We start from the raw sequence: 23,480 nt of genomic DNA, 5'->3' as shown, positions 1-23,480 counted from the left end.
AATGTCCACCTATAAAATATGGGTGTAATTAATCAAAAATCCGAGTATCCTTGTCAGCCATCCGAAAGGGGTAAAAAACCTGCGGAGCTCAAGAAAATCAGCTCAGTACCTACATTTGATGTGCCTTGGTGTGAAGACACGAACTGAGCAGCTCAAAGCGAAAAGTATGAATGCAATTTTGATTGGGTTCGTATCAAAGCGGAAGTAACAAAAGAGGAAGTGGAATGTCAGGTCTTAGCGAGTCAGCGAAGTTAGTAAAAGAAGCGCTAGAGCAACGCGGTTTGGAAACGCCAATGCGTCCAAACAACGTAAGTCGTGAAGAGAAGAAAGAGAAGATCGAACACCACATGCGTGAGATCTTAGGTCTACTTCAACTTGACCTTACTGACGATAGTTTAGAGGAAACCCCTCACCGCATTGCTAAGATGTACGTTGATGAAATCTTCTCTGGTTTGGATTACTCCAACTTCCCGAAAATCACTGTGATTGAAAACAAGATGAACGTGAGCGAAATGGTTCGCGTGAAGGACATCACAGTGACCAGTACTTGTGAACACCACCTTGTGACCATCGATGGCAAAGCTGCAGTGGCTTACATTCCACGTGGCAAGATCATTGGTCTATCAAAGATCAACCGTATTGTCCGCTTCTTCGCGCAGCGTCCACAAGTTCAAGAGCGTATGACTCAGCAGATTCTTGTTGCACTTCAAACGTTGCTTGAGTCTGATGATGTGGCAGTGACGATTGACGCAACACACTACTGTGTGAAATCTCGCGGTGTGATGGATGCAACTAGCGAAACGACAACAACAGCATTGGGTGGCATCTTCAAAAGCAACCCAGCAACGCGTGCCGAGTTTCTGCACGGTTTACGCTAAGTAACAAAGCACTATTCTAAGAGGATGGCAAACGCCATCCTTTTTTGTATCTGTCTGAAATAAATAATGATTTGAGAATGAACACGACAAAAATCATTTATCGATTTCTGTGTTGACAGTCACAGGCGATAGACTTAATATCCGCGCCCAGCAAACGGTTGCGAAGGCTTCATTTCTCTATTCGTTCTGCCCAATTTGATTCTTCAAGCTCAGCTGATCTCGGTCAGTTGTCTTTCTGTTTTCTAATAGTAGAAAGGCAACAAAATTGAGATTTGGCATGACCACACAAACCACCATCAACTCGACTGCTCCAGCTTCTATTCAAGCATCGGAAAACAGTTGGCAAAAGAAAGCAATTCTTAGTGTCGCGTTCTTAATGGCGACCACATCTGTTGGACCTGGCTTTTTAACCCAAACGGCGGTCTTCACCAACATCTACAAAATCGACATGGCATTCCCTGTGTTTGCATCCATGTTTATCACTTTTGGTATTGTGATGAACTTGTGGCGCATCGTAGGTGTGTCTGGTATGCGCATTCAAGACATTGCCAACAAAGTCGCACCGGGTATGGGCTACGTGGTGGGCATTCTGCTGGCACTTGGCGCGGTTGCATTTAACTTCGGTAACGTAAGTGGTTCTGCGCTCGGTATTAATGTACTAACGGGTGTAGATACCATTTGGGGTGCGCTGTTCACTGGTGTGGTCGGTTGTTTGCTGTTTGTGGTGCACAACGCTTCTAAACGCATGGACCAAATGGCACGTTACCTTGGTTTGTTTATGATCATTCTGATCGCGTACGTTGCTATGACCAGTTTGCCGCCAATGGGGGAGACCTTGAGCGCAGCGGTAATGCCTACGGATGTTGGCAGCCTGTTATTACCAACGCTAACTATCGTTGGTGGCGCAGTCGGTGGCTATTACACAGGCGCACAGCGTTTGGTTGATATCGGCTTGCAAGGTAAAGACAACGTACCCGCTATCAAAACCGCTGCTTGGGCCGGTATTTCCATTGCCGTGGTGATTCGCATTCTGTTGTTCTTGGCGGTGTTCGGTGTGATAGCGACAGGCGCCACGTTGGATTCTGCAAACCCAGCCGCAGACGCGTTCCGTCAAGGTGCAGGTGAAGTAGGTTACTTTATCTTTGGTTTGGTGTTGTTTGTTGCTTCGATTACCTCGGTTGTGGGTAACTCGTACATGGCGATTTCCCTTATCAAAACACTCTTCCCAATTGTGGCTCGCAACGAGAAAGCATGGTGTGTCGGCTTCATTATCATTACATCGCTTGGCACAGTGACGATGAACATGCCGATTCTGCTGCTCATGCTGGCTGGCCTTGTTAACAGTATTATTCTGCCAATCGTATTGGGTATGGTGCTAGTGGCGACACGCAGAAAAGACATCGTAGGTGACTACAAACACCCAGCCTATTTAACGCTGACGGGCGTTGCAATTGTCGTAGTGATGGCGGCATCAAGCGTGACTAATATAAGCAACTTTATGACAAAGTTCATCGGGTAACATTGCTCGCTCAAGACAAAAGAAAACGGCCTCACAAAGAGGCCGTTTTTTATATTTGCTTGGAAGGTGTTCTGATGAGTTCTGGCCAGTACATTTTTACATAGCCAGCGGAAACCCAAACCACGAGCACGGTGGCAACACTCAATTCAAGAAATCCAAAATCATGTAACCAATGCCACTGTGGGTAAGATTCTGCAAAAAAAGTGGTAAGACGATGCATCGCAATCGCGCTGATAACAGAAGGGAAGGTTACTGCAGCAATAGATGGCTGGAACTTCAAGCGCATCAAACGGAAATAACACAGGTAAATCAACAACGTCATAGTGATTGCGATGCCTGCTAATGCGCCTGTCAGTATCGGATCTGGCTCGCCAAAGTTGACCAAATAAGCCGCTAAAGACAAGTTCACCGGAGCTGCCATGATCGCCAATGTTGGGCGTGCGCGACGCGGAAGAGAACCAAAGAACACAAGGCGATAAAGGACTAATGGCAACATAAAGAAGTAAATGCCAATACACATCATTGCCAAGGTTTCAGAAAATACATTATGGCCGAATTGAGAACCTGCAAGGGAAGAGCTGATCAAACCAACAGGATATAAGAACCAACTTGGCACAATGTTCGACATCTTGAAGTTCATGATCTGGAAACCAAAGAACAACACCATCATCGTAAAGTGAAGTAACACCGCCATAAACCAAAGCGGATAAGCTACGATTGGTGCAACCGCAGCAAGGTAGTCACATAGCATGAGTAACGCCATACTCATCGGAGCCATTAAGCTGCCGCTCAGAGGGTGCTTGATGTCCGCCATAAATAGGCGAGGGCTGGTGGCGTATTTCAGCAGTACCGGGGTAAGAAGCAGTGCTCCGAGTGCAGCAAGGAATGGTCTGATTGGCTCACCAATCTCTGGGAGATATAAAGCCCAAGCTTGTCCAAGCCCTATCATGCCTAGTGCCAGCGCCGCTTGTGATGGCGGGACACTATAAAACTGCACAAGTCTTCTCCAGTTCAAAACTACTCCGAGATTGGGTGATTTACTCTAATTTGAGCCGCGAATACTAACAAGTTTAGCGGCTTCTTACCCTTAGTTATTATAGGTAAATATCAGAGAGTGGGAATTTTGTGAGTTTGATAGGTTATTTTTGTAGAGAGATGTAAAAATGCAAAATTACTGGCTCCAAATCATGGTTCTTTATGAAAGATAATTTGGAGCCTGTTTAGCCAAGCATCTCGAAGTTACTTGGGTATATCAACTTATGCTTGGTTTTCTGGTAGGTCTTGTTGACGTAGCTTGTCATTTTTAAGCGTACGATGTAGCAATTGGCTGTAAATCGGTTGTCCGCCAAGTAACTGCGCTACGATGACTGCGCCCAAACTGGTAATAATGAGTGGCAAGATTAGGTAGTAGTTATTCGTCATCTCGATAACTAGCAAGATACCAGTAATCGGTGCACGCACTGTTGCTGCAAATAGCGCACCCATGCCTGCAATTGCGAATACACCCGGCTCGATAGTCAGTGAAGGCAACAGCATGTCTGCACTGGCACCGAATGCGTAGCCAAAGAGAGTACCAAGCGCAAGCATTGGTGCAAAAATACCACCAGGCGCACCAGAGCCGAAACAAAGTAGGGTGGTAATCACGCGACCAACGAACAGCATGACTAAAATCGAGATCGAGTAATTACCATTGGTAATATCTGGGATCAAGCCAATACCACCACCGGTAAGCTGTGGCACGTAAAGCAGCAACAGACCAAATACGCCGCCTAAAATGGTACCTGTGATTAGGTAGCGTTTACGGTCGTTTTTATGCAATGCAACAAAGCTGTCTTGTGCAATGGTTATCAGTTTGTTGAATACAACACCAAACACGCCGAACAAAGAACCGAGAAGCAGGAACAACCACAACGATTGCAATTCAGGAGATTGGTATTGTGGCATGGTGATAACGGCTTCTTGACCGTTGATGGCTCGAAACACAATGTTCGCCATGATGGCTGAGATGATCACTGCGCGAATCGAAATCAAAGAGTAACGAAACTGAGGGCGCATCTCCTCAACCACAAACATGATGCCTGCCAACGGTGCGTTAAATGCCGCCGCCAAGCCACCGGCGGCACCGGATGCCAATAGAGAGTGACGGGTATCATCGTCCTTTACACGGAAGATGTCTGTAACCATACGGCCAACCGCACCGCCCATCTGTACTGTTGGACCTTCACGGCCTAAAACCATACCTGAGCCAAGTGCACCCATACCGCCGAAAAACTTCACAGGGATGACTCGCCACCAGCGTACTGGACGAATGTTATCCATTGCACCTTCGATCTCAGGAATGCCTGAGCCAGATGCTTCAGGAGCAAAACGGTGAACAAGGTAGTAACCGATGAACGCTAACGCACCACTGATCAAAATTGCAGCGAGCCACAAAGGCAGTACGCTACCGATCTCGCTCTTTAGCCATTCGGTACGAGTCTCGGATACAAAGTGAACCGCAATTTCAAAGTAGGTTCCAACAAGGCCTGCTAGCGTACCAACAATCGCCGCCATAAAGAGGACGGAAAATGATGTTGGCGTTGACCCTCGAGAGACAAACTGGTTAATCGCATCTTTAGGTACGTGCGCTAACACAGATTTCACAATTCTCTCGCGTTTGGTCATTAACAGATTCTCCTAGACTACTAATTGGAAGGGACGAAAGAAATTATACGCCTCGGAGAGTCTAGACCTAATCAATAAAGATGCAATTTAGCTTTCCACTATTGAGCGGTTCAAGTATCAATTGTCTAAATATTGACTAATATTGTGCTATTGGTCCCATATTTGGCGCTATTTTTTTATTGGTAAAACTTGTTTTCTGAGCGAAATGAACCATGCTTTAAATGTAAAGCAACATGACTGCTTCAGAAGGAGGGATGTGAGGTTTTACACACAATTTGGATGGATTCAAACCCTACAGAAATTCCTCGTCATTTGTTCGGGACGCACCAATAGTCTTCCCGATTCGCATACTCACGATTGAGTCACGAGGCAGAGGCGCACGCACTGTGCGCCTTTTTAATGCCTGCTTGATCCTGAACGTTCTATTCCCTACAAAAAACAGAATGCAATGTTGATAAATTTAAATGGTATGATATTCTGTTTGTCGTAATGGTTCTCAGCGTGATGGATTACGCAGTTTAGGCTTTGTACAAAGATTGATGCGGACTAGAAGGTCCGCTTTTTTGTACCTGAAATTCGACATCACACCTTGCTTCTCGCTCGACTTACAGCAAAGATAAAGCTCTTATTCATCTTCTTGAGTTAGCTTAATAGTAAGGCCATGCTGCGTTTTTCTTTTTGTTCGTTGCTCTCCCTCTGTTTATTGACGCAAACTGCTTATGCGCAGGGGGCATGGTGGCAAGTTATATTATCGGACGCATCTGTCGTTGAGGTTCAACAGACTTTGCAAGAGGGCGGAGAGTGGTATACCTGTGAGGGGCAAGAAAGTGCAGGTGCATTCTGTTTGGATGACTTTCACTACTATCAGCAACATCTCTATGGAGAAGCAACAACAGAGGCAAAAGCAATACGTCTAATCTTTCTCACGGACTACCAACCGCAAAATCTAAGTGAGCTGATACTGAACCTGAGAAAAGATGGATTGGTGATGAAGCGAATAGCAATACAAGGTGAGCAGTACGATGTTGCTGCGGCTTTAAAACACAATTCACCAGAAGCTGTCGACAAAGCACTGGTCCTATTTATCAACCGATACCCTCAGCAAGTACCACGTCGTATTGATTGGGTTTTAGCACAAGAGTTTGGTTCTCCAGCGCCAAGATTAAACGTCACCTTAAACAGTGATGGTGAGATGATTGAGCTAGAGGTGATTCGTTTCTAAAGTGCCATGCTTTAGCTCTCTGATGTTTCCGTTTTATTCTCATGGTGCAAGGCTAAAAATGTAGCCATTGCTGACTCGTCCAAAAATCCATCCGACTTTTTATGAGCACGCAGATACTGGTAACCCGCAATCAGTTTGCGATGTTGTGCTTCTTCAACTTGAGAGATCGTTCCACTCATGACGTGCTGGAAGGCAAGTTTGTAGGCTTCCATATCCACAACCTCTGCTTGACGGTATAAATAGCCACAGCCGGTGGCTAGCCACTCCAATGAGCAATTGGCCCGCATTGCGATTTGGTTGGCTTTGGTTAAGCTGGGTTCGCTTCCTTTGAGGTATTTGCGAATTAAAGCCTCGGAAACGTCGACGCGTCGGGCAAAACCGCTGATGCTTTCTTCGCCAATTAACGTGGCGAGTCGTTGGGCAAAAGACATATTTCGTACTCCAGTTCGAATTGCGAAAGTTTACCCGTTGAGCAAGCGGTAAAACAAGACTAGGATGAATGCAGATTAAGAAAAGGAGAGAAACCCATGGTTGCAAAAGTAGTGACTGCACCAAACGGTCCAGAGTTTTCTGAGCTGGTTCAAGGATATTGGCGTGCAGTAGATTGGGGCATGACAGCGCAAGAGCGTTTGTCGTTCCTAAAGCAACACATTGAGTTAGGTATTACCACCGTTGATCACGCTGACATTTACGGTAATTACGAGTGTGAAGCGTTGTTTGGTGAAGCATTAGCACTAGACAAGAGCATTCGTGAGCAAATTCAGGTCGTGACAAAGTGCGACATCAATTTATGTGGTGACAAAACGCCAGAGCGTAAGATTAACCACTATGACACCAGCGCTGCACACATCTATCAATCCGTGAACAACTCGCTTGAGAGACTCAAAGTCGACGAGATTGACGTTCTACTGATTCACCGTCCAGACGTGTTGATGGACGCAGATGAGGTTGCAGAAGCGTTCTCTGAGCTACATAAAGTGGGTAAAGTTAAGCACTTTGGTGTTTCTAACTTCACGCCGCGTCAATTCGAGCTTCTTCAATCTCGTTTAAGCAAACCTCTTGTGACTAACCAAGTGGAAATAAACCCACTGAACTTTGAAGTGGCACACGATGGTACGTTAGATCTACTTCAAACACATCGTGTTCGTCCAATGGCATGGTCATGTTTGGGTGGTGGTTCCATTTTCACTGGTGATACAGAGCAAGCGGTTCGTGTTCGTAACGAACTGGAAGCTATTCGAGAAGAAGTGGGTGCAAACAGCATTGATGAAGTCATTTACGCTTGGGTTCGTCGCTTACCTTCTAAACCAATGCCAATTATCGGTTCTGGTAAAATTGAGCGCGTTCAAGCAGCAGTGAATGCTTTGAACATTGAACTCACTCGTGAGCAATGGTACCGAGTTTGGGTAGCATCAAAAGGTCACGGTGTGCCATAGAAAGCACAATAATCAAACGAAAAGTAAGGCGCTCTCATCGGGTGCCTTTTTTATTTACTATTCAGCTAAAAGAGCAGGAGCCAATAAAGGCAACCCCTTGCGTATCAAGCTCTGTAGAAGTTTTAATCACTCCTGCGCAATGTCACTAAATGTATAGGGAATTCGGGATTTTCTCGTTTCACTGGTTCACTCATCTATTCATATTGCGTATGCTTACCCAGTAAACAACAAAGAAAAAACTCCTCGTCAGTTTCTTCGTATTATAGGCGGTATCAATCTGTTAGACTCCTGCGCAGATTGTTGAATATTAAAGGTGGTAGAATGTCTTTTCCTGTACTCATCTGTGATGATTCAGCGTTAGCACGCAAGCAGATGGCAAGATCACTGCCAGCAACATTGAATGCAGACGTGACATTTGCCATTCATGGTAAAAATGCGCTTGAAGAGTTGGCGCAAAAAGAATTCAAGCTGATGTTTCTCGACCTCACCATGCCAGAGATGGACGGTTTTGAAACATTAGAAAATATGAAACGCTTGGGGATCCAAACGCCCGTGGTGGTTGTGTCTGGTGATATTCAACCTAAAGCGAAAGAGCGTGTCTTTGCGCTCGGTGCGAAAGCATTTATTCAAAAGCCGATTGGTAAAGATGAGCTTAAGGCGACGTTAAAAGAGCTGATAGAGCCTAATGATCGTCCCCAAGTCATTACTCCTACCACGATTGAATTACCCATTCTGCGTCGCCGCGACATCTATATGGAAGTGGCCAACGTCTCTATTGGTCGTGCGGCCGACGCGTTAGCTCGCCATTTTGATGTGTTTGTCCAGCTCCCTCTTCCAAACGTGAATATCTTTGAAGTCAGTGAGCTGCACATGGCGCTGCGAGATTTAGCTTCTCACGATAACGTCTCCGGTGTTTGCCAAGGCTTTTGTGGTGAAGGCATCGCTGGCGAAGCGTTAGTGATCCTAAGCGACTCCAGTGTTTCTGATCTTAAGAAACTGATGAAGGTGCCAGCAGACAGTGAAGAGTTGGAAGAACTAGAACTGTTGATGGACATATCCAATATCTTGTCGGTTCATTCTTAAATGGTTTAGGTGAGCAATCTGAAGTCCGCTTTTTCCAGAGTTCACCAGTGCTGCTTGGTCAGCATATTTCCATCGATTCTATTATCGAGTCTACAACAGGTGCATTTAGCCGAACCATGACATTCGAGGTCAGCTACAACATTGAAGGCACCTCTATCCGTTGTGATCTACTGTTCATGTTTGTTGATGAGTCACTGCCGTTGCTAGATAACAAACTGTCGTACCTAATGGAAGATTTCTAATGCTGAATTTACCTGCAGAATTTGAACAATTCCATTGGATGGTCGACATGGTGCAGAATGTCGATATGGGTTTAGTTGTGATCGATAAAGATTACAACGTTCAAGTGTGGAACGGCTTTATGACGCACCACAGCGGCTTACAATCTCATGAAGCCATTGGCCGCTCGATCTTTGATATCTTCCCTGAGATCCCGCAAGAGTGGTTCAAGCTAAAAACCAAGCCTGTTTATGATTTAGGGTGTAGAAGCTTTATCACATGGCGTCAGCGTCCATATTTATTCCGTTGTCGTAACGTTCGACCAGTGACGCAACAAGCAGAGTTCATGTATCAAAACGTGACGCTTAACCCAATGCGCACCCCAACAGGGAAAATCAACTCACTGTTTTTGTCGATTCAAGATGCAACGGCAGAAGCTTTGATGTCTCAGCAGCAAACTTGATGTCGCAACAGCAAAAATAAAGCTTGAGAAAATAAACACAGCAAAAGCCGAGGTTCGCCTCGGCTTTTTCGTATACTTAAATCGTGTCTTTTGAACCGTAGAATATCGTTATGGATTTTAATCTCGCCCTCAAGCTCTATACCGCAGAGCAAGTCAGAAACGGAGAAGTGATCGCAGCTCAAATGGCTGGAGTCTCAATGTACAGTTTGATGCAGCGTGCTGGTATGGCGGTTTACGAGCGATTTCTCCACCTTTACCCAAAGGCGCGAACTGTGCTGGTGGTTTGCGGAAAAGGGAACAACGGTGGGGATGGGTATGTGTTTGCTACTCTCGCAAAACAGGCGCAGCTCAACGTCCGAGTCTTCCAGCTAGGGGACACCACAGCATTGAAAGGGGATGCGCTGCGAGCGTTTGAAGATTGGCAATCTGTGGATGGCGAGAATAGTTCTTGGGATGATTGGCACACTGCACTATTAGAGGTGGATGTGATCATCGATGCCATGCTTGGTACAGGGCTCTCTGGTGAAGTAAGGCATGAATATCGTCGCTACATTGATCAAGTTAATCAAATTCATTGTCCAGTCATCTCAATCGATATTCCTTCGGGGTTAAGTTCAGACACAGGTTCCGTGCTCGGAGATGCCATTCAAGCTAACCACACGGTGACCTTTATTGGTGTGAAGCAAGGCTTATGCACAGGGCAGGCGAGAGACTACGTCGGTAAGCTGCATTTTTCTGGCTTGGGTGTAAACGTCGAGTTTGAGTCGATTGAAGAAGAAAGTGCGTTAGGAATCGATCATCTAATTATCAGAAGGTTACTGCCAGAAAGAAAAGCCACAGCCCACAAAGGGCATAATGGCAAGCTCTTATGTATAGGTGGTAATCAAGGCATGTCTGGCGCCATTCGTTTGTGCGCCTCAGCCGCAGTAAGAACAGGCGCAGGACTTACGGCTGCTCTGACACACCCGAGCTCTTTATTGCCATTGCAAGTTGGCTCTCCAGAAGTCATGAGTCAGGCTATTACGTTTGATGAGCTAAAAGAGCAGGACAACGAACTGATTAAACGGACACGTTGGGCGGATGCCTTAGCTTTCGGTCCTGGTTTCGGTGAGGATGAATGGGCGCATCAGGCATACCAGCTCTTATCTCAGCAACACAAACCTAAGGTCGTGGATGCTGATGGACTCAATATTCTTGCGATGCTGAATCAGCGTAACGACGTCGTGGTTTTACGAGATGAGCAACGCGTTATGACGCCACACCCCGGAGAGGCAGCACGTTTACTTAATGTCTCAACTAAGGAAATAGAGCAAGACCGCTTTGCTGCCGCAAGACAACTCCATGAACGTTATGGTGGTGTTGTTGTTCTTAAGGGGGCGGGTACGCTTATCTTTGATGGGGGAAGAATGTACGTGTGTCTTGCTGGGAATCCGGGAATGGCAAGTGGTGGAATGGGTGATGTGCTCTCTGGTGTGATTGCCGCGCTGCTTGCCAAAGGGTTACCTATTGCTGTTGCTGCACGTTTGGGAGTGATGCTTCATAGTCACGCCGCGGACATTAATGTTCAACAAAAAGGCGAAATTGGGTTATTGGCAAGTGATGTTATTGAATCACTTCGAGATGCCATTAACTTAAAAAACGATTATTGAACGGAGAAAGCAGCGCTAAAAATGGCAAAAGAGTGATGTGAAGCGTGAAAAAATCAGGAAATATTTTTTGTTTGATCCAAGGATTAAAGACCGTTTGATGCAATTTTGAGCATTTATGAGAAGCTGAACGGTAAAAAGCTATCGGTTTCACGCAAAGGTTTGCGCAAAGGATTAAATGGTGGTGGGTTTTAACTATCTGATATTGTTAACAAAGTTATGATTTTGGGGAGAGGTGCGGTGTTTTTGATATGCGATTTCCAAGATGGTATCACAAAAAAAATCAAATATCAGACTTGTAGGAAAGAAATCACAGCCTATAATGCTGAAAACCGGAGCGTCTGCCAACGCTCCGGTTTTTTTGTGTCCGAAGAACAGTGAACTCGTCTGCCAACGATGCCACTACGCACTCTGAGATGACACATATACTTATGAATCAAGGAATTACACAATGCGTATCGAACAAGAACTTAAGTTAGGTTTTAAAGATGTACTGTTTCGCCCGAAACGTTCTACCCTTAAGAGCCGTTCTCAAGTAAATTTAACCCGCGATTTTACATTCAAGCACAGTGGTCGTCAATGGTCTGGTGTGCCTGTAATTGCGGCGAACATGGATTCGGTTGGTAGCTTCGCAATGGCGAAAGCACTAGCAGAGCATGGTGTAATGACTGCTGTTCACAAACACTACACAGTAGAAGACTGGGCTGAGTTTGCGAAAACAGCAGATAAAGCAACACTAAACAACGTTATGGTTTCTACGGGTACGTCTGAAGCAGACTTCCAAAAAACCAAAGACATCATGGCGATCTCTGATGAGTTTATCTTCATCTGTATCGATATCGCGAACGGTTACTCAGAGCACCTAGTCGAGTACGTACAACGTGTACGTGCAGCATTCCCAGACAAAGTTATCTCTGCAGGTAACGTAGTGACTGGCGACATGTGTGAAGAGCTAATCCTAGCGGGCGCAGACATCGTTAAAGTGGGTATCGGCCCAGGTTCTGTATGTACTACACGTGTTAAGACTGGTGTTGGTTACCCACAACTTTCTGCAATCATCGAGTGTGGTGACGCTGCACACGGCCTTGGCGGCATGATCATCGGTGACGGTGGTTGTTCATGTGCGGGTGACGTTGCAAAAGCATTCGGCGGCGGCGCTGACTTCGTAATGCTAGGCGGTATGCTAGCAGGTCACGAAGAGTCAGGCGGTGAAGTGATCGAACAAGACGGCAAGAAGTTCATGAAATTCTACGGCATGTCGTCGAAGAGCGCGATGGACAAGCACTCTGGTGGTGTTGCTGGCTACCGCGCAGCTGAGGGCAAAACCGTACTTCTACCATTCCGTGGCAGCGTTCACGGTACTATCCAAGACATCCTTGGCGGTGTTCGCTCAACATGTACTTACGTAGGTGCAGCAAAGCTTAAAGAGCTAACCAAGCGTACTACCTTCATCCGCGTACAAGAGCAAGAAAACAACGTATTCGGTAAAGAGTAAGTTTTGCTTAAATAGAAATAGATAAATTAAGAGCTGCATTTTGCGGCTCTTTTTTTTGATCAAAAAAACGAAATGCCAAAAGACTGATACGGTAAATAGCCGTTACTTAAGTAAACTTAGAAAAAATACACTGACGATATTCAGCACAATTAACGGAATATCTCACAAAGTGCTCGTTTTATAATTAATTCTGTTATTACTGTGAGGTATTTATTGGGCTAAGGAATGCATTTTTACTGATTTAGTCAATTTAAAGCCTCTATTAGTGAAACTGACAAAAGTGCTTTTTATATGATCGAGATTCGTTTTATAAGACTCGGATATCTTAATCATGAAGCTACGTTCGATTATTTCCGCCTGTGCGCTACTAAGTTGTAGCCAAGCCTTTGCTAGTGAGCCTGAAACAGTTACCTGTGAGTCCAACAAACCAGGAACCGTGATGGTTCTAGAAGATGAGTTGTTTGTGGTTGTCAATGACGCACTCATTCGCAACTCAGACTATTGGCAAAATTTTTTGGATGCCAACATTCAACTCTGCACCACTCACGTAACAAACATGAGTGACCTGTTCGCTAAAGACAAATACTTCAATCAAGACATCAGCCGCTGGGATACTTCCAGTGTTATCAACATGGATCGCATGTTCTCCGGCGCCAAGCGCTTTGACCAAGACTTAACCTACTGGAACGTCGAGCGCGTCTCTCGTCATACCGACTTCGCCAAAGGCAGTGGCCTGTCTGAAGATAACCTTCCAACTTTTACGCAATAACGTCTATTCAACCCTAGGAAAATACAATGAAAAGAACCATAGCCTCACTTCTTGTGGGCGCAATCGCGCTTGCCAGCCAAACCGCTTTTGCTGCTGATATCTCAGTAAAATGCCCTGACCAAGCCGTTAATTCCGTGATGATTGAAAACGGGCAAGTTTATGTAGTAGTGGATAACGCTCTAATCAAAGACAAGACGATGCTAGATACACTAGAGCAAGGGAAAATTCGATTTTGCACCACTCAGGTAACGGATATGAGCCGTGTATTTAGGGATCGTGAATCGTTTAATGCTGATATCAGTGATTGGGATACATCGAATGTAACGAATATGGGTTCAATGTTTTTTGGGGCATCTACGTTCAATCAAAATATCGGCTACTGGGATACGTCCAAGGTAAGGGATATGCAAGACATGTTCGCTTATGCACAAGCTTTTAACCAAGATATCGGTTATTGGGATACGTCTAATGTGTCACTAATGGACGAAATTTTTAGGGGGGCTTCTACGTTCAATCAAAATATCGGCTACTGGGATACGTCCAAGGTAAGTAGTATGCGCTATATGTTTTGGGAAGCCAGTGCCTTTAACCAAAATATCGGTTATTGGGATACATCGAACGTCAGGGATATGTCTAAGATGTTTCTTGGAGCTGAATCTTTTAACCAAGATATAGGCCACTGGGATACATCGAATGTGATGAATATGATTGCGATGTTCTCAAATGCAAAAGCTTTTAACCAAAATATTGGCCGTTGGGATACATCGAATGTGATGAATATGTCTTGGATGTTTGCTACTGCTCATGCCTTTAACCAAGATATAGGTGATTGGGATACATCGAATGTTGTGGATATGAGCTACATGTTTGGTTATACGAAGGCCTTTAACCAAGATATAGGAAATTGGGATACATCTAATGTTAAGGATATGAGCTGGATGTTTTCTTATACGGAGGTATTTAACAAAGATATAGGTGGTTGGGATACATCGAACGTGCTGAATATGGATCGCATGTTCGCTGAGGCTAAGGTATTTAACCAAGACTTATCTAACTGGAACGTGAGCAATGTAACTAAGCATACTGACTTTGCGAAAGACAGTGCTTTGACTGAAGAACACCAGCCATATTTTGTAGACTGATTCCCGTTTCGGTTTAACTAAACAAGGGCCAGTGTTGATTGATTCAATATTGGCTTTTTTGTTTAGAAGTGATGCTGGCGAGAGGATTCCGATTAGTTCAACCCAGGGCGCATGAAGTCGAATAAAAAAACGGCGACAGGCTATGGCTAGCCAGAATTGTCATGCTTTAAGTTATCTCTTCAAGCTATTAAGTCATACCTTACTTATGGATATCTGTGACTATTTCTATAAATGTACCTCTTAAATTGTTGTTTAATGGCAACAGTGAATTGATTTGAGTGCTATATATCAACACTTATGGTTTTCATAACATACATCTGTTGCAGCGGGGAACGTTGCAAACCTCAGAAATCTATGGAGTAAGATATGAAAACTACTAAATTAATCCCCCTTTCGTTAGTTGCTAGTGCCGTTTTAGGAACAACATCTGTTGCTGCGGAAGCCTTCTTAGGTGCTGACTATCACGATGGCAAAAATAAAGTTGCTTTTCTTAGTGAGAATGTTCGTATTGCTGGTAATGTGTTCTTGCCACCCAATTATGACGAAAGCAAAAACTATCCAGCGCTTGTAGTGATTACGCCAGCCAGTGGTGTTAAAGAGCAAACCGCAGGTATTTACGCCGAGAAAATGGCAAAAAAAGGCTATATTACCCTAGCTTTTGACCATCGTACTTACGGTGAAAGTGGTGGTTATCCTCGCGGTATGGAAAATGCGCCAATGAAGGTTGAAGATATTAAGAATGCCATTACATTCTTGAGTCATTTTCCAGGCGTTGACCCTCAGCGCATCGGTGAGCTAGGCATTTGTTCTGGTGCTGGTTACAGCTTACAAGTTGCAATGCAGGATACCCGTTTAGACTCTGTAGCAACAGTCAGTGGCTTTGTTGACTTTACTGACTATGGTATGGGTGGGGCAACTCAGTATATGGACCAACTTACGGGCGATCCGGTTGAGCAATATCGTCAGCAGATCCAAATGGCGAGCGAGGCACGTCAAAAGTATTACGAAACAGGTGAGGTCGTGCTTGTTGATGGCATTCCATCTGCAGAAAAAGCCAAATCCATGAATGAGTTTTGGGTTCGCGCTGCTGATTACTATCGTAACCCTGAGCGTGGTGGCGGTGCCGAAAACTATTCACCAATGCGCGCTGCTATGTCTCTAGATACACGCTACGCTTATAACCCATCAGAAAACATGGCGCTACTTGGCGACACTCCTTTCTTGGCTGTCGTTGGGACTGAAGCGCTATCGGCGTATTTTAGCGAAGTGGCGGTAAAACGAGGTAAAGACGCTGGCATTGACGCTGAGTTGTTTGAGATTAAAGGGGCGCAACATTTCGACCTTTACGATCAAAACAAGTATGTTGATCAAGCCGTAGTCAAACTTGATAAGTTCTTTTCGAAAACGTTGTTATAGTTTCTTTTGTATTTTTGAAGGTACGTTGAACCTGCACTCTAATCGTGCGGGGTAAAGAATCAGGTGTTTTTAAACACAATTGAATAAAGCAAGAGCCGCAAACTGCGGCTCTTTTACATTCTGGAAAGCAGGTTTAGAGAAAAGAGAAATAGAGTGGGTTATTGTGCTAAATCTGCCATGAACTTTGGTTGAGGGGCTACACTACTTCTTAGCTCCCCTTTTATCCATTGGTTGAACAAACTAAAATCAGAATGTGTAGGCCAGAATAGAGAAGCGGTCACTCGCTTACCAAATAAATCTGGGTGGTCGTTAATCCGTCTTAGCTTGCTCTCTTTTTCATTTTCCTCGATGAGAAATTCTGGCAAAAAAGCAATGCCCTTTTGGGCTTTACATAGGTCTAGGATGGTTCCCAAATCATCCAGACGCCATAAATTATAGGCTGCTATGTTAGATAAATTGAGTAACTCTTCGCTGCCATCCATTAAGAGGACTCGTTGCGACGGGTTACTGTCAATATTCGTCAAGGCCTCGTGTGCCACCCACCAACAGTTGACGTAAAACAACTCATCAATATTAAAGTCGTTCCCTGTTTTGTGGTAGGGGTTTCCCAAGGCTAGATCGATCTTCCCTTCGTTTATGTAGTTACCCAAAACAAAGCTTGGTTTGGTGACAACAAGCAAGTCTACATTAGGAAATGCTTCTGAAAAGTCTAGTAGTGTTTTCTTTACTTCTTTATTGAATACCAGTGGATCAATGCCTACACGATAAACGATTTGCTCTGATATATTCATTTGCTGTGCTGTTGTCATCAATTCTCGATACTTTGAAACAACAGGGGCAGACAAATGGAATAGACGTTTCCCTTTTTCGGTCAGCCAGACTTTAGAATATTGTCGATTAAATAAATTGAAGCCTAAGTCTGATTCCAGGTTCTGAACAGCAGTACTAACAGTAGATTGGGATTTGCCAAGCTTCCGAGCTGCGGAGCTAAATGAACCTTCCTCAACTACAGCTACGAACGAAACAATATTTTCGAATTGTAGTTTCATGATTCTACCAACCTTTTTAAAAGCAAGTAATTTATAGTTTTAGGTTTATTGTTCGTATATATAGCGTGATGATTCTCATATTTCAACAGGTTTTATAAACCACGGTTAATTATTTTTGCATTAAACCGTCGCCAACATATTCCTATATGGCATAATTGATTATCACCCGTATCAATTGGTTTGTATTGAATTATTAATTAATATGTAGAGCTATCACTCTATTGATGATCCTTGTTCCAATTTTTAAAACTATCAAATAGTCATTTTCACTGTCATTGTAATGTAAAAGATTAAGCTAAGGTATTGTATTTTAAGTTTTTGTTTAAAAAGTGTTCGATATTTATTTGGTAATTTTGAGTGTTATTTACACATCCTATCGATTTTATCAATAGGTGCTATTTTTTCTTGGTTAAAGGTATTAATTAGACTGGCGCCTCTTTTATAAATTTAACTCATAGGAACGATCATGATCACTAAACTATACGTACAAACAAGCCTGTTTTTATCAAAATTCAAGAACGACGAACGTGGCGTAACGGCGATTGAATATGGTCTAATTGGTGTTGCAATGGCAGTGCTAGTTAGCGTAGCGGTAGGTGATAACGGCTTCATTAAGGAGTTGGGTAAGGCGTTTAATACGATTGCTAATACGATCAAAACTGCTGGTACTAAACCAACGCCAACGCCATAATTAAACATATTACCCTTTGGTTGTATGTAGATAATATCGATAGATATTTATGCCAGACCTATGGTTTTCATTGGTCTGGCATCGTTAATTCAGATTATCTAATGAGTTTTTTTTGAAAATAAACCAGAAAAGTTAACCTGAGAGTCTTATTTTTGAGTCATGAATGGTATTTGTTAGTATTGGCAGTTGCGTGTGTTTATGTTTCATTTGTCGATTTTATTTGTCGAAGAATACATAATTACACCTTGCTCATACTCCTCTTGTTGCAAAGTTTTTTTTCACCGTTAGATATTCAAATAACAACCTTTTTGCTGGTGTTAGGGGTAGGGTTAATACTTTACGCTCTGATTTCGATTGGAGCTGGTGATATTAAGTATGCCGCTGTCTTATCTCTTTCAGTCCCTTTACATGATTTGCCGTGGGCCTATATTTTGACGGCTTTTGCTGGTGGTTTTTTAGCTGTTATTTATTTGATAGGTCAAAAGCTAATAAGCAACACATCGAATAATAAAGAGGGAATCCCATATGGAATAGCAATTAGCGTTGGATTTTACTTAGTAATTTTAACTCAAAATACGCCACATATATAAACCTCCAAAAATAGGCACGTTATGAGATCTCGACTGGTATTACTTGTTGCTATTGTTGCTTTGATAGTTGGCGCGCTAGGCGTTGTCGATTTGTTCAAAAGCGAACCTCAGTCAGCAACTACCGCTGAATTGGCAGATAACAAAGAAGAAAAGCATGTTGCTGTCTGGACGACCACAGAAGCGTATGAAAAAGGGCATGCGATCAGTGCTCAAGGCGTCATAAAACGACAGCTCCCACTTAGCGAGGCATTGACGCTTGGTGTGAGAGAAGACGCTGAAATCAGTTTTTCCCCTTCCGTTTTATTGAATCGAGGTTTGAATCCTGGCGAAGTTGTGTTGCCAGAATACCAAGTCGCGTCTGGTCAGCCTGGGTATATCGATCTTCTCGTCACGGAGGGAATGACGTTGTATCCACTCGAAGTGAGCAACAAGAATCTAATCAATGATTATATCCGACCAGGTTCATACATTGATGTCCTTACAGTGAGCTCTCCAAATGATAACTTAGCGGGAAATATGGATAAGCCAAAGCGCTTCAGAGGCGTGAAAGCATCAATGTTCCTCAAGCATATTAAAGTACTCAACATTGGTGATGGAGAAGGGGAAAACAGTTCTGTTACTGCACGAGCCCCGAGTAAAGAAGACGGTTTAACGACTGTCGTCATTGAAGTTAGACCTGATGACCTAGCCAAACTCGCGTTAGCCCAAAGAACTATGCACATCGAAATATACCGAAGCCAAACCTACAAGCAGCCTGAGTACGCAGAAGTGCGCAATATTATTGATAATTACACTGGTATTGACGAGTTGCGCGGTAACGTCAACAACCCAAGAGAGGCTCTGTAATGACAATACAACCTCAAATGAAGCAATCAGTTTACCGTTCTATTGTGCTCTTTTTTATGGGCTTAATGTGCGTAACGAATGTTTATGCGGCGAATCGCCCCATTACGCTCAATGATGGACAACATATTCAGCTTAAGACACCAATTGGAAAGGTCTTCATCAGTAATCCTGATATTGCGGATTATAAAATCATCAATGACAACACATTGGTGGTATTCGCTAATGGAATAGGGCAGTCACGATTGATTGTGTACGGGATTGATGATGATGTGCTGCTCTCTGATCGCATTATTGTTGATTTGGACTTAAGCGAAGTCAGACGCCAGCTTAAATTCCATTTTCCAGACGCTAAGGTCAAGGTTCAGTCTGTTGGTGAGCAAGTTGCCGTTAGTGGTGTTGTTGATTCCGAAGCAACGCGTGATGACATCTATCGATTGGTTGCAACACTACTTGGCCGAGAAAAGACAGAGCGATGGGACAAAGCCGATAAGTTGGAGTTCAGCTCTGAAAGTGCCGACTATGAAGAGCCGGAGGGGATGGTTTCGCGCGAAATATGACATGGGAAGGGATCGTCGAACGCATTGAAGTCGCGACGACTCAACAAGTGAACGTCAAAATTTCCGTTGCTCAAGTCACCGAATCATTGGAAAAACAGTAGGTGTTGACTGGAGCTCTGTGGGTTCTAGTGTCGGTGAGTTTGTTTTTGATCAGTTTGACGCCGCAAATTTAAGCACGTTGATTACAGCATTAGGCAATGACCAAATTGCTGAAGTTTTAGCTGAACCTAATTTAACCGTACTCTCCGGCGAATCGGCAAGTTTCCTCGTTGGTGGAGAGGTGCCGGTCATCGTATCGACGGACAGCAATGTCAATATCACTTTTAAAGAGTTTGGCATTAAGTTGGACCTTACTGCGAAGGTACTTAGCCAAGATAAGATCCGAATGCAATTAGCCCCAGAAGTCAGTGAAGTAGAAAGCTATGTAGAGGCGGCTGGTATAAAAGTGCCACAGCTGGCTTCGCGTCGAGCGTTAACGACGGTCGAGTTAGCAGACGGAGATAGCTTCATTCTAGGTGGGCTAATGAGCAGCACCGATTTAGAAAAAATGCAGAAGATTCCTTTTGTCGGCGATATCCCTGTACTTGGTGCGGCATTCCGTAAGGCAACGACAGACAGAAAACGCACTGAGTTGATCATCGTGGCGACGGTAAATCTGGTTGAGCCAATGAAACCAAAAGACATTCAACTCCCATATATCAAAAAAACATCAACATTGGCGCGTTGGTTGAATATTGATTCCGAGGGTAATTCCCAAGTGACATCGGATGCAACGATTCGCTTACTGTCTGAAGGAGGTTTCATTCAATGAAGAAACTCGTACTCATTACTTTATTGACTTCATCCCTCTTTGGTTGCGCTTCAGAGCGTTATTTTGGTGGTAACGGTGCTGAAGCTTTGGTGTACAAAGAACACCACAATTTCGAATTTGCGATCAAAAAACAAGCGGAAACCACCAAGCAGATTAAGCAACTGATTCACGATATTGAGTCGATGGATAAAGAGGCGACTTACGTGGTGGATTACAGATCAACGCGTGGCAAGACGATGTTAGAGCAGATATTTAGCCAATATCCGTCACACATTGTCGCGCCGCAAAGAGTGACGTTCCGCAATACACCTCATTTAACGAATGAGCTCAGCATTCAAGTGACGTTAACGCGCATGAAGACTCAGCAATGTACGCCTGCACAAATTCACGTCCAACTAGGTCAACCTGACTGCTTTGTAGAGTCGATGCGTCTAAAACAAGTGTCCTATAAGTCTAGATTGGTGGGAGAATAACATGTTTGATCTTACCAAAGCGTTAAGCACCAAGGCTAAGCCTACTCAGTCCACCGCGACTGGCGTTGCTGGTTGTACTTTGTTTTATCAATCACAAGAGTGTTTGAACCTAGTTCAAGAAGTGTTTCGCTTTGAAGGCTGGAACGATCCTGAGTGCGTAAAAGCCAACTCGGGCTCAACCAAGCTGACAGAGCAACAAAGCAGTCACATCGTCATACTTGAACTGAATGAATCCCGCAGTGTTGTCGAAGATGCTAAAGCGTTTGCCAGCAAAGTGCCAACTCATAAAGGGGTGGTAGTAATTGGCAAGGAAGACGCGATCTCGACGCTTCGTTCTCTCAAAGAGATGGGCTTTTATTACGTTTTTTGGCCAGTCAATAAACAAGAGTTTGCTGACTTCTTGAATCACGTGAACAAAAACCTCAAGACATTTTCTGGCGTAAGTCAGAAGCGTAAAGCAAAGCGTATCGCGGTTGTTGGTTCGAAAGGCGGGGTCGGAGCATCCTTCATTACTACCGAGTTGAGTTCACTACTCTCTACTCAAGGTAGCGATACGATTCTTGTCGACCATCAATATGCGGACACTAATATCGACGTTCTATTGGGACTAAAAGACTTTAAATCCCGTGCCATAGACGAGTTCACTGCGCCATTGCATGAGATGGATGAAGAAGGGGCATTGAGCTACCTGTTCAATGCACGAAAAAATCTACGTGTGTTGGCGATTGATGGGGATATGAGTCAGACCGATATCCTTAACTATAACCAAACGCTTTGTGACCTTTTGGCAAGAAATACCAATTTCATTATCGAAGATTTCTCTGGTGGCGTGGATTTCAAAGTTGAACCTCAACTCTTGGTAGAAAACTTCGACGTGGTTGTTTTGGTATTAGACGCATCTGTGTCTTCGGTAAGAAGCGCAAAGCGGTTATTTGAAAAAATGTCGAATTTGCAGCTCACACTCGCATCTCGCACTCGTGTTATTACGGTCGTGAACTACCATCGACCAGAAAATGCTTATGTATTGCAGAAGCCTGACTTAACCAAATACTTAGGGACGGATGTTGACTTAGAAGTGGCTTACTGCAAATCGCTTTCACACATCATCATTGATGGTAAGCGAGGCCATAAACATGATCGCCACGTCAGTCGCTCTATGGAGTTACTGGTGAAGCTGATCAATGGCCAACCTGTTGATCAAAAAGGCATGGGATCGTGGTTAAAGAAGGTGCGTGCTAAATGAGTTCTAACAAAGACTTATATGTCGCTTTTCGTGGCCAAATATTTGAAGCGTTAGATGCTGAAGCGGTTCAGAAAATGAGCCGTCGAGATCTTGAGGCCCAGATACAAGCTGCGGTAGACCTTCTTGCGAACAGCTACCAACGACCGATCACTTCCATGATGAAGTCTGGGTTGGTGAAAAGCCTGATTGATGAGCTGTTTGGTTTGGGGCCATTACAACCATTAGTGGAAGATCAGTCGATCTCAGACATCATGGTGAACGGGCCGAATAACATCTTCTTCGAACGACACGGTAAGGTACAAAAATCAGAAGTCTCGTTTGTCAATGAAGAGCAGTTATTGGCGATCGCAAAACGTATTGCATCGCGTGTTGGCAGACGTGTGGACGAATTATCCCCAACAGTTGATGCAAGGCTTGAAGACGGCAGTCGTGTAAACATCGTTATTCCACCGATTGCTCTGGACGGAACCTCAATTTCTATCCGTAAGTTCAGAGAGCAGAACATTGGCTTTGAAGATTTAATTGGCTTTGGTTCTATGTCTCCAGACATGGCAAGAGTACTGATGATCGCTTCTCGCTGTCGAATGAACGTTCTTATTTCTGGCGGTACTGGCTCGGGTAAAACCACGTTACTCAACGCGCTATCTCAATACATTGCAGAAGATGAACGTATTGTCACGATTGAGGATGCAGCCGAACTGCGTTTACAACAACCAAACTTGGTTCGATTAGAAACGCGAACTTCCAGCGTTGAACAAACTGGCGCGGTGAACCAGCGTGACTTGGTTATCAATGCGCTGCGTATGCGCCCGGACCGTATCATTCTTGGTGAGTGTCGTGGCTCTGAAGCATTTGAAATGCTGCAGGCGATGAACACCGGCCACGATGGTTCGATGTCGACGTTGCACGCCAATACTCCACGTGATGCGATTGCTCGTGTTGAATCCATGGTCATGATGGCGAACTTAAACCAACCTCTTGACGCGATTCGAAGAACAATTGTCAGTGCCGTTCAAATGGTCGTTCAAGTTAATAGGTTGCGTGATGGCTCCCGTAAAATTACCAGTATCTCTGAAATTGTTGGCCTAGAAGGCGATAGCGTCGTGATGGAAGAGATCTATCGTTTCCGTTACGACGATGCGCATTTCGGGGAAACGGTGAAAGGCGACTTTGTGACCAGTGGCATCATGCAACGATCTGAGCTTGTGAAAAAATCCCAATTCTTCGGCTTATATGACGAGCTGATGGCTGCATTTAAGGTGATATAA

20 protein-coding genes and 2 pseudogenes are annotated in these 23,480 nt (G+C 44.2%); 18 read left to right on the top strand and 4 right to left on the bottom strand.

Going from position 1 to position 23,480, the window contains the following annotated elements; all coding sequences use genetic code 11:
* Positions 1-224 precede the first annotated feature (224 nt).
* Both folE and KHO06_RS23445 read left to right on the top strand, forming a co-directional pair.
* Positions 225-878: a GTP cyclohydrolase I FolE gene (folE, locus tag KHO06_RS23450; protein WP_005373478.1), complete on the top strand. Its 654-nt coding sequence runs from the start codon at positions 225-227 to the stop codon at positions 876-878.
* A 277-nt stretch (positions 879-1,155) separates the two neighbouring features.
* Complete coding sequence (locus tag KHO06_RS23445) at positions 1,156-2,397, top strand: NRAMP family divalent metal transporter (protein ID WP_212582652.1); 1,242 nt, start codon at positions 1,156-1,158, stop codon at positions 2,395-2,397.
* 49 nt (positions 2,398-2,446) lie between these two features.
* On the opposite strand, the gene KHO06_RS23440 is transcribed toward KHO06_RS23445, so the two are convergent.
* Complete coding sequence (locus KHO06_RS23440) at positions 2,447-3,394, bottom strand: TDT family transporter (protein ID WP_079401325.1); 948 nt, start codon at positions 3,392-3,394, stop codon at positions 2,447-2,449.
* A 260-nt stretch (positions 3,395-3,654) separates the two neighbouring features.
* Entirely contained in the window at positions 3,655-5,061 is a 1,407-nt protein-coding gene (clcA, locus tag KHO06_RS23435; protein ID WP_038888437.1) for a H(+)/Cl(-) exchange transporter ClcA, read from the bottom strand.
* A gap of 661 nt (positions 5,062-5,722) precedes the next feature.
* Between clcA and KHO06_RS23430 the strand changes: the two genes are divergently transcribed.
* Entirely contained in the window at positions 5,723-6,283 is a 561-nt protein-coding gene (locus KHO06_RS23430; RefSeq protein ID WP_212582651.1) for a hypothetical protein, read from the top strand.
* Positions 6,284-6,294: 11 nt separating this feature from the next.
* Here KHO06_RS23430 and KHO06_RS23425 read toward each other — a convergent pair whose 3' ends face one another.
* Entirely contained in the window at positions 6,295-6,714 is a 420-nt protein-coding gene (locus KHO06_RS23425; RefSeq protein ID WP_010647128.1) for a helix-turn-helix transcriptional regulator, read from the bottom strand.
* A 96-nt stretch (positions 6,715-6,810) separates the two neighbouring features.
* Here KHO06_RS23425 and KHO06_RS23420 point away from each other — a divergent pair, with 96 nt between their 5' ends.
* The 8 genes and pseudogenes from KHO06_RS23420 (at position 6,811) to KHO06_RS23385 (ending at position 15,952) form a co-directional block, all read left to right on the top strand.
* Entirely contained in the window at positions 6,811-7,719 is a 909-nt protein-coding gene (locus KHO06_RS23420; RefSeq protein WP_045419127.1) for an aldo/keto reductase family oxidoreductase, read from the top strand.
* A gap of 321 nt (positions 7,720-8,040) precedes the next feature.
* Positions 8,041-9,044 (top strand): annotated as a pseudogene (locus tag KHO06_RS23415) (response regulator).
* A complete protein-coding gene (locus tag KHO06_RS23410) occupies positions 9,044-9,484 on the top strand; it encodes a PAS domain-containing protein (protein WP_005425904.1) in 441 nt (146 codons plus the stop codon). Before KHO06_RS23415 ends, KHO06_RS23410 begins: the two are co-directional and overlap by 1 nt.
* 110 nt (positions 9,485-9,594) lie before the next feature.
* Complete coding sequence (locus KHO06_RS23405; RefSeq protein ID WP_103411690.1) at positions 9,595-11,133, top strand: NAD(P)H-hydrate dehydratase; 1,539 nt, start codon at positions 9,595-9,597, stop codon at positions 11,131-11,133.
* Positions 11,134-11,581: 448 nt separating this feature from the next.
* Positions 11,582-12,625 carry a GMP reductase gene (locus KHO06_RS23400; RefSeq protein WP_005534869.1) on the top strand — a complete coding sequence of 348 codons (1,044 nt, stop codon included), beginning with the start codon at positions 11,582-11,584 and terminating at the stop codon, positions 12,623-12,625.
* A 331-nt stretch (positions 12,626-12,956) separates the two neighbouring features.
* Positions 12,957-13,394, top strand: a complete 438-nt coding sequence (locus tag KHO06_RS23395) for a BspA family leucine-rich repeat surface protein (protein WP_212582650.1) — start codon at positions 12,957-12,959, stop codon at positions 13,392-13,394.
* A gap of 26 nt (positions 13,395-13,420) precedes the next feature.
* Entirely contained in the window at positions 13,421-14,536 is a 1,116-nt protein-coding gene (locus KHO06_RS23390) for a BspA family leucine-rich repeat surface protein (RefSeq protein WP_212582649.1), read from the top strand.
* 366 nt (positions 14,537-14,902) lie between these two features.
* Positions 14,903-15,952, top strand: a complete 1,050-nt coding sequence (locus KHO06_RS23385) for an alpha/beta hydrolase (protein WP_212582648.1) — start codon at positions 14,903-14,905, stop codon at positions 15,950-15,952.
* Between the two features lie 158 nt (positions 15,953-16,110).
* Here KHO06_RS23385 and KHO06_RS23380 read toward each other — a convergent pair whose 3' ends face one another.
* Positions 16,111-17,001 carry a LysR family transcriptional regulator gene (locus KHO06_RS23380; RefSeq protein WP_005425953.1) on the bottom strand — a complete coding sequence of 297 codons (891 nt, stop codon included), beginning with the start codon at positions 16,999-17,001 and terminating at the stop codon, positions 16,111-16,113.
* A 466-nt stretch (positions 17,002-17,467) separates the two neighbouring features.
* Here KHO06_RS23380 and KHO06_RS23375 point away from each other — a divergent pair, with 466 nt between their 5' ends.
* From KHO06_RS23375 to KHO06_RS23345, 7 genes and pseudogenes are all read left to right on the top strand, one after another.
* A complete protein-coding gene (locus tag KHO06_RS23375; RefSeq protein WP_212582647.1) occupies positions 17,468-17,692 on the top strand; it encodes a Flp family type IVb pilin in 225 nt (74 codons plus the stop codon).
* A gap of 152 nt (positions 17,693-17,844) precedes the next feature.
* Positions 17,845-18,282: a prepilin peptidase gene (locus tag KHO06_RS23370; RefSeq protein WP_212582646.1), complete on the top strand. Its 438-nt coding sequence runs from the start codon at positions 17,845-17,847 to the stop codon at positions 18,280-18,282.
* A gap of 21 nt (positions 18,283-18,303) precedes the next feature.
* Positions 18,304-19,128, top strand: a complete 825-nt coding sequence (locus KHO06_RS23365; protein WP_212582645.1) for an RcpC/CpaB family pilus assembly protein — start codon at positions 18,304-18,306, stop codon at positions 19,126-19,128.
* Positions 19,128-20,496: pseudogene (locus KHO06_RS23360) on the top strand (pilus assembly protein N-terminal domain-containing protein). The gene KHO06_RS23365 and the pseudogene KHO06_RS23360 overlap by 1 nt, the downstream one beginning before the upstream one ends.
* Positions 20,493-20,969: a hypothetical protein gene (locus KHO06_RS23355; RefSeq protein ID WP_212582644.1), complete on the top strand. Its 477-nt coding sequence runs from the start codon at positions 20,493-20,495 to the stop codon at positions 20,967-20,969. Before KHO06_RS23360 ends, KHO06_RS23355 begins: the two are co-directional and overlap by 4 nt.
* A gap of 1 nt (position 20,970) precedes the next feature.
* On the top strand, positions 20,971-22,212 hold the full coding sequence (locus KHO06_RS23350) for a P-loop NTPase (protein ID WP_212582643.1): 1,242 nt from the start codon (positions 20,971-20,973) through the stop codon (positions 22,210-22,212).
* Positions 22,209-23,480, top strand: a complete 1,272-nt coding sequence (locus KHO06_RS23345) for a CpaF family protein (protein ID WP_212582642.1) — start codon at positions 22,209-22,211, stop codon at positions 23,478-23,480. Before KHO06_RS23350 ends, KHO06_RS23345 begins: the two co-directional genes overlap by 4 nt.

This window comes from Vibrio sp. B1FIG11, assembly GCF_905175335.1.
Lineage (GTDB): Bacteria > Pseudomonadota > Gammaproteobacteria > Enterobacterales > Vibrionaceae > Vibrio > Vibrio campbellii.
The sequence above is the reverse complement of the archived record's forward strand: the minus strand, read 5'-3'. Positions and strand labels throughout refer to the sequence as shown.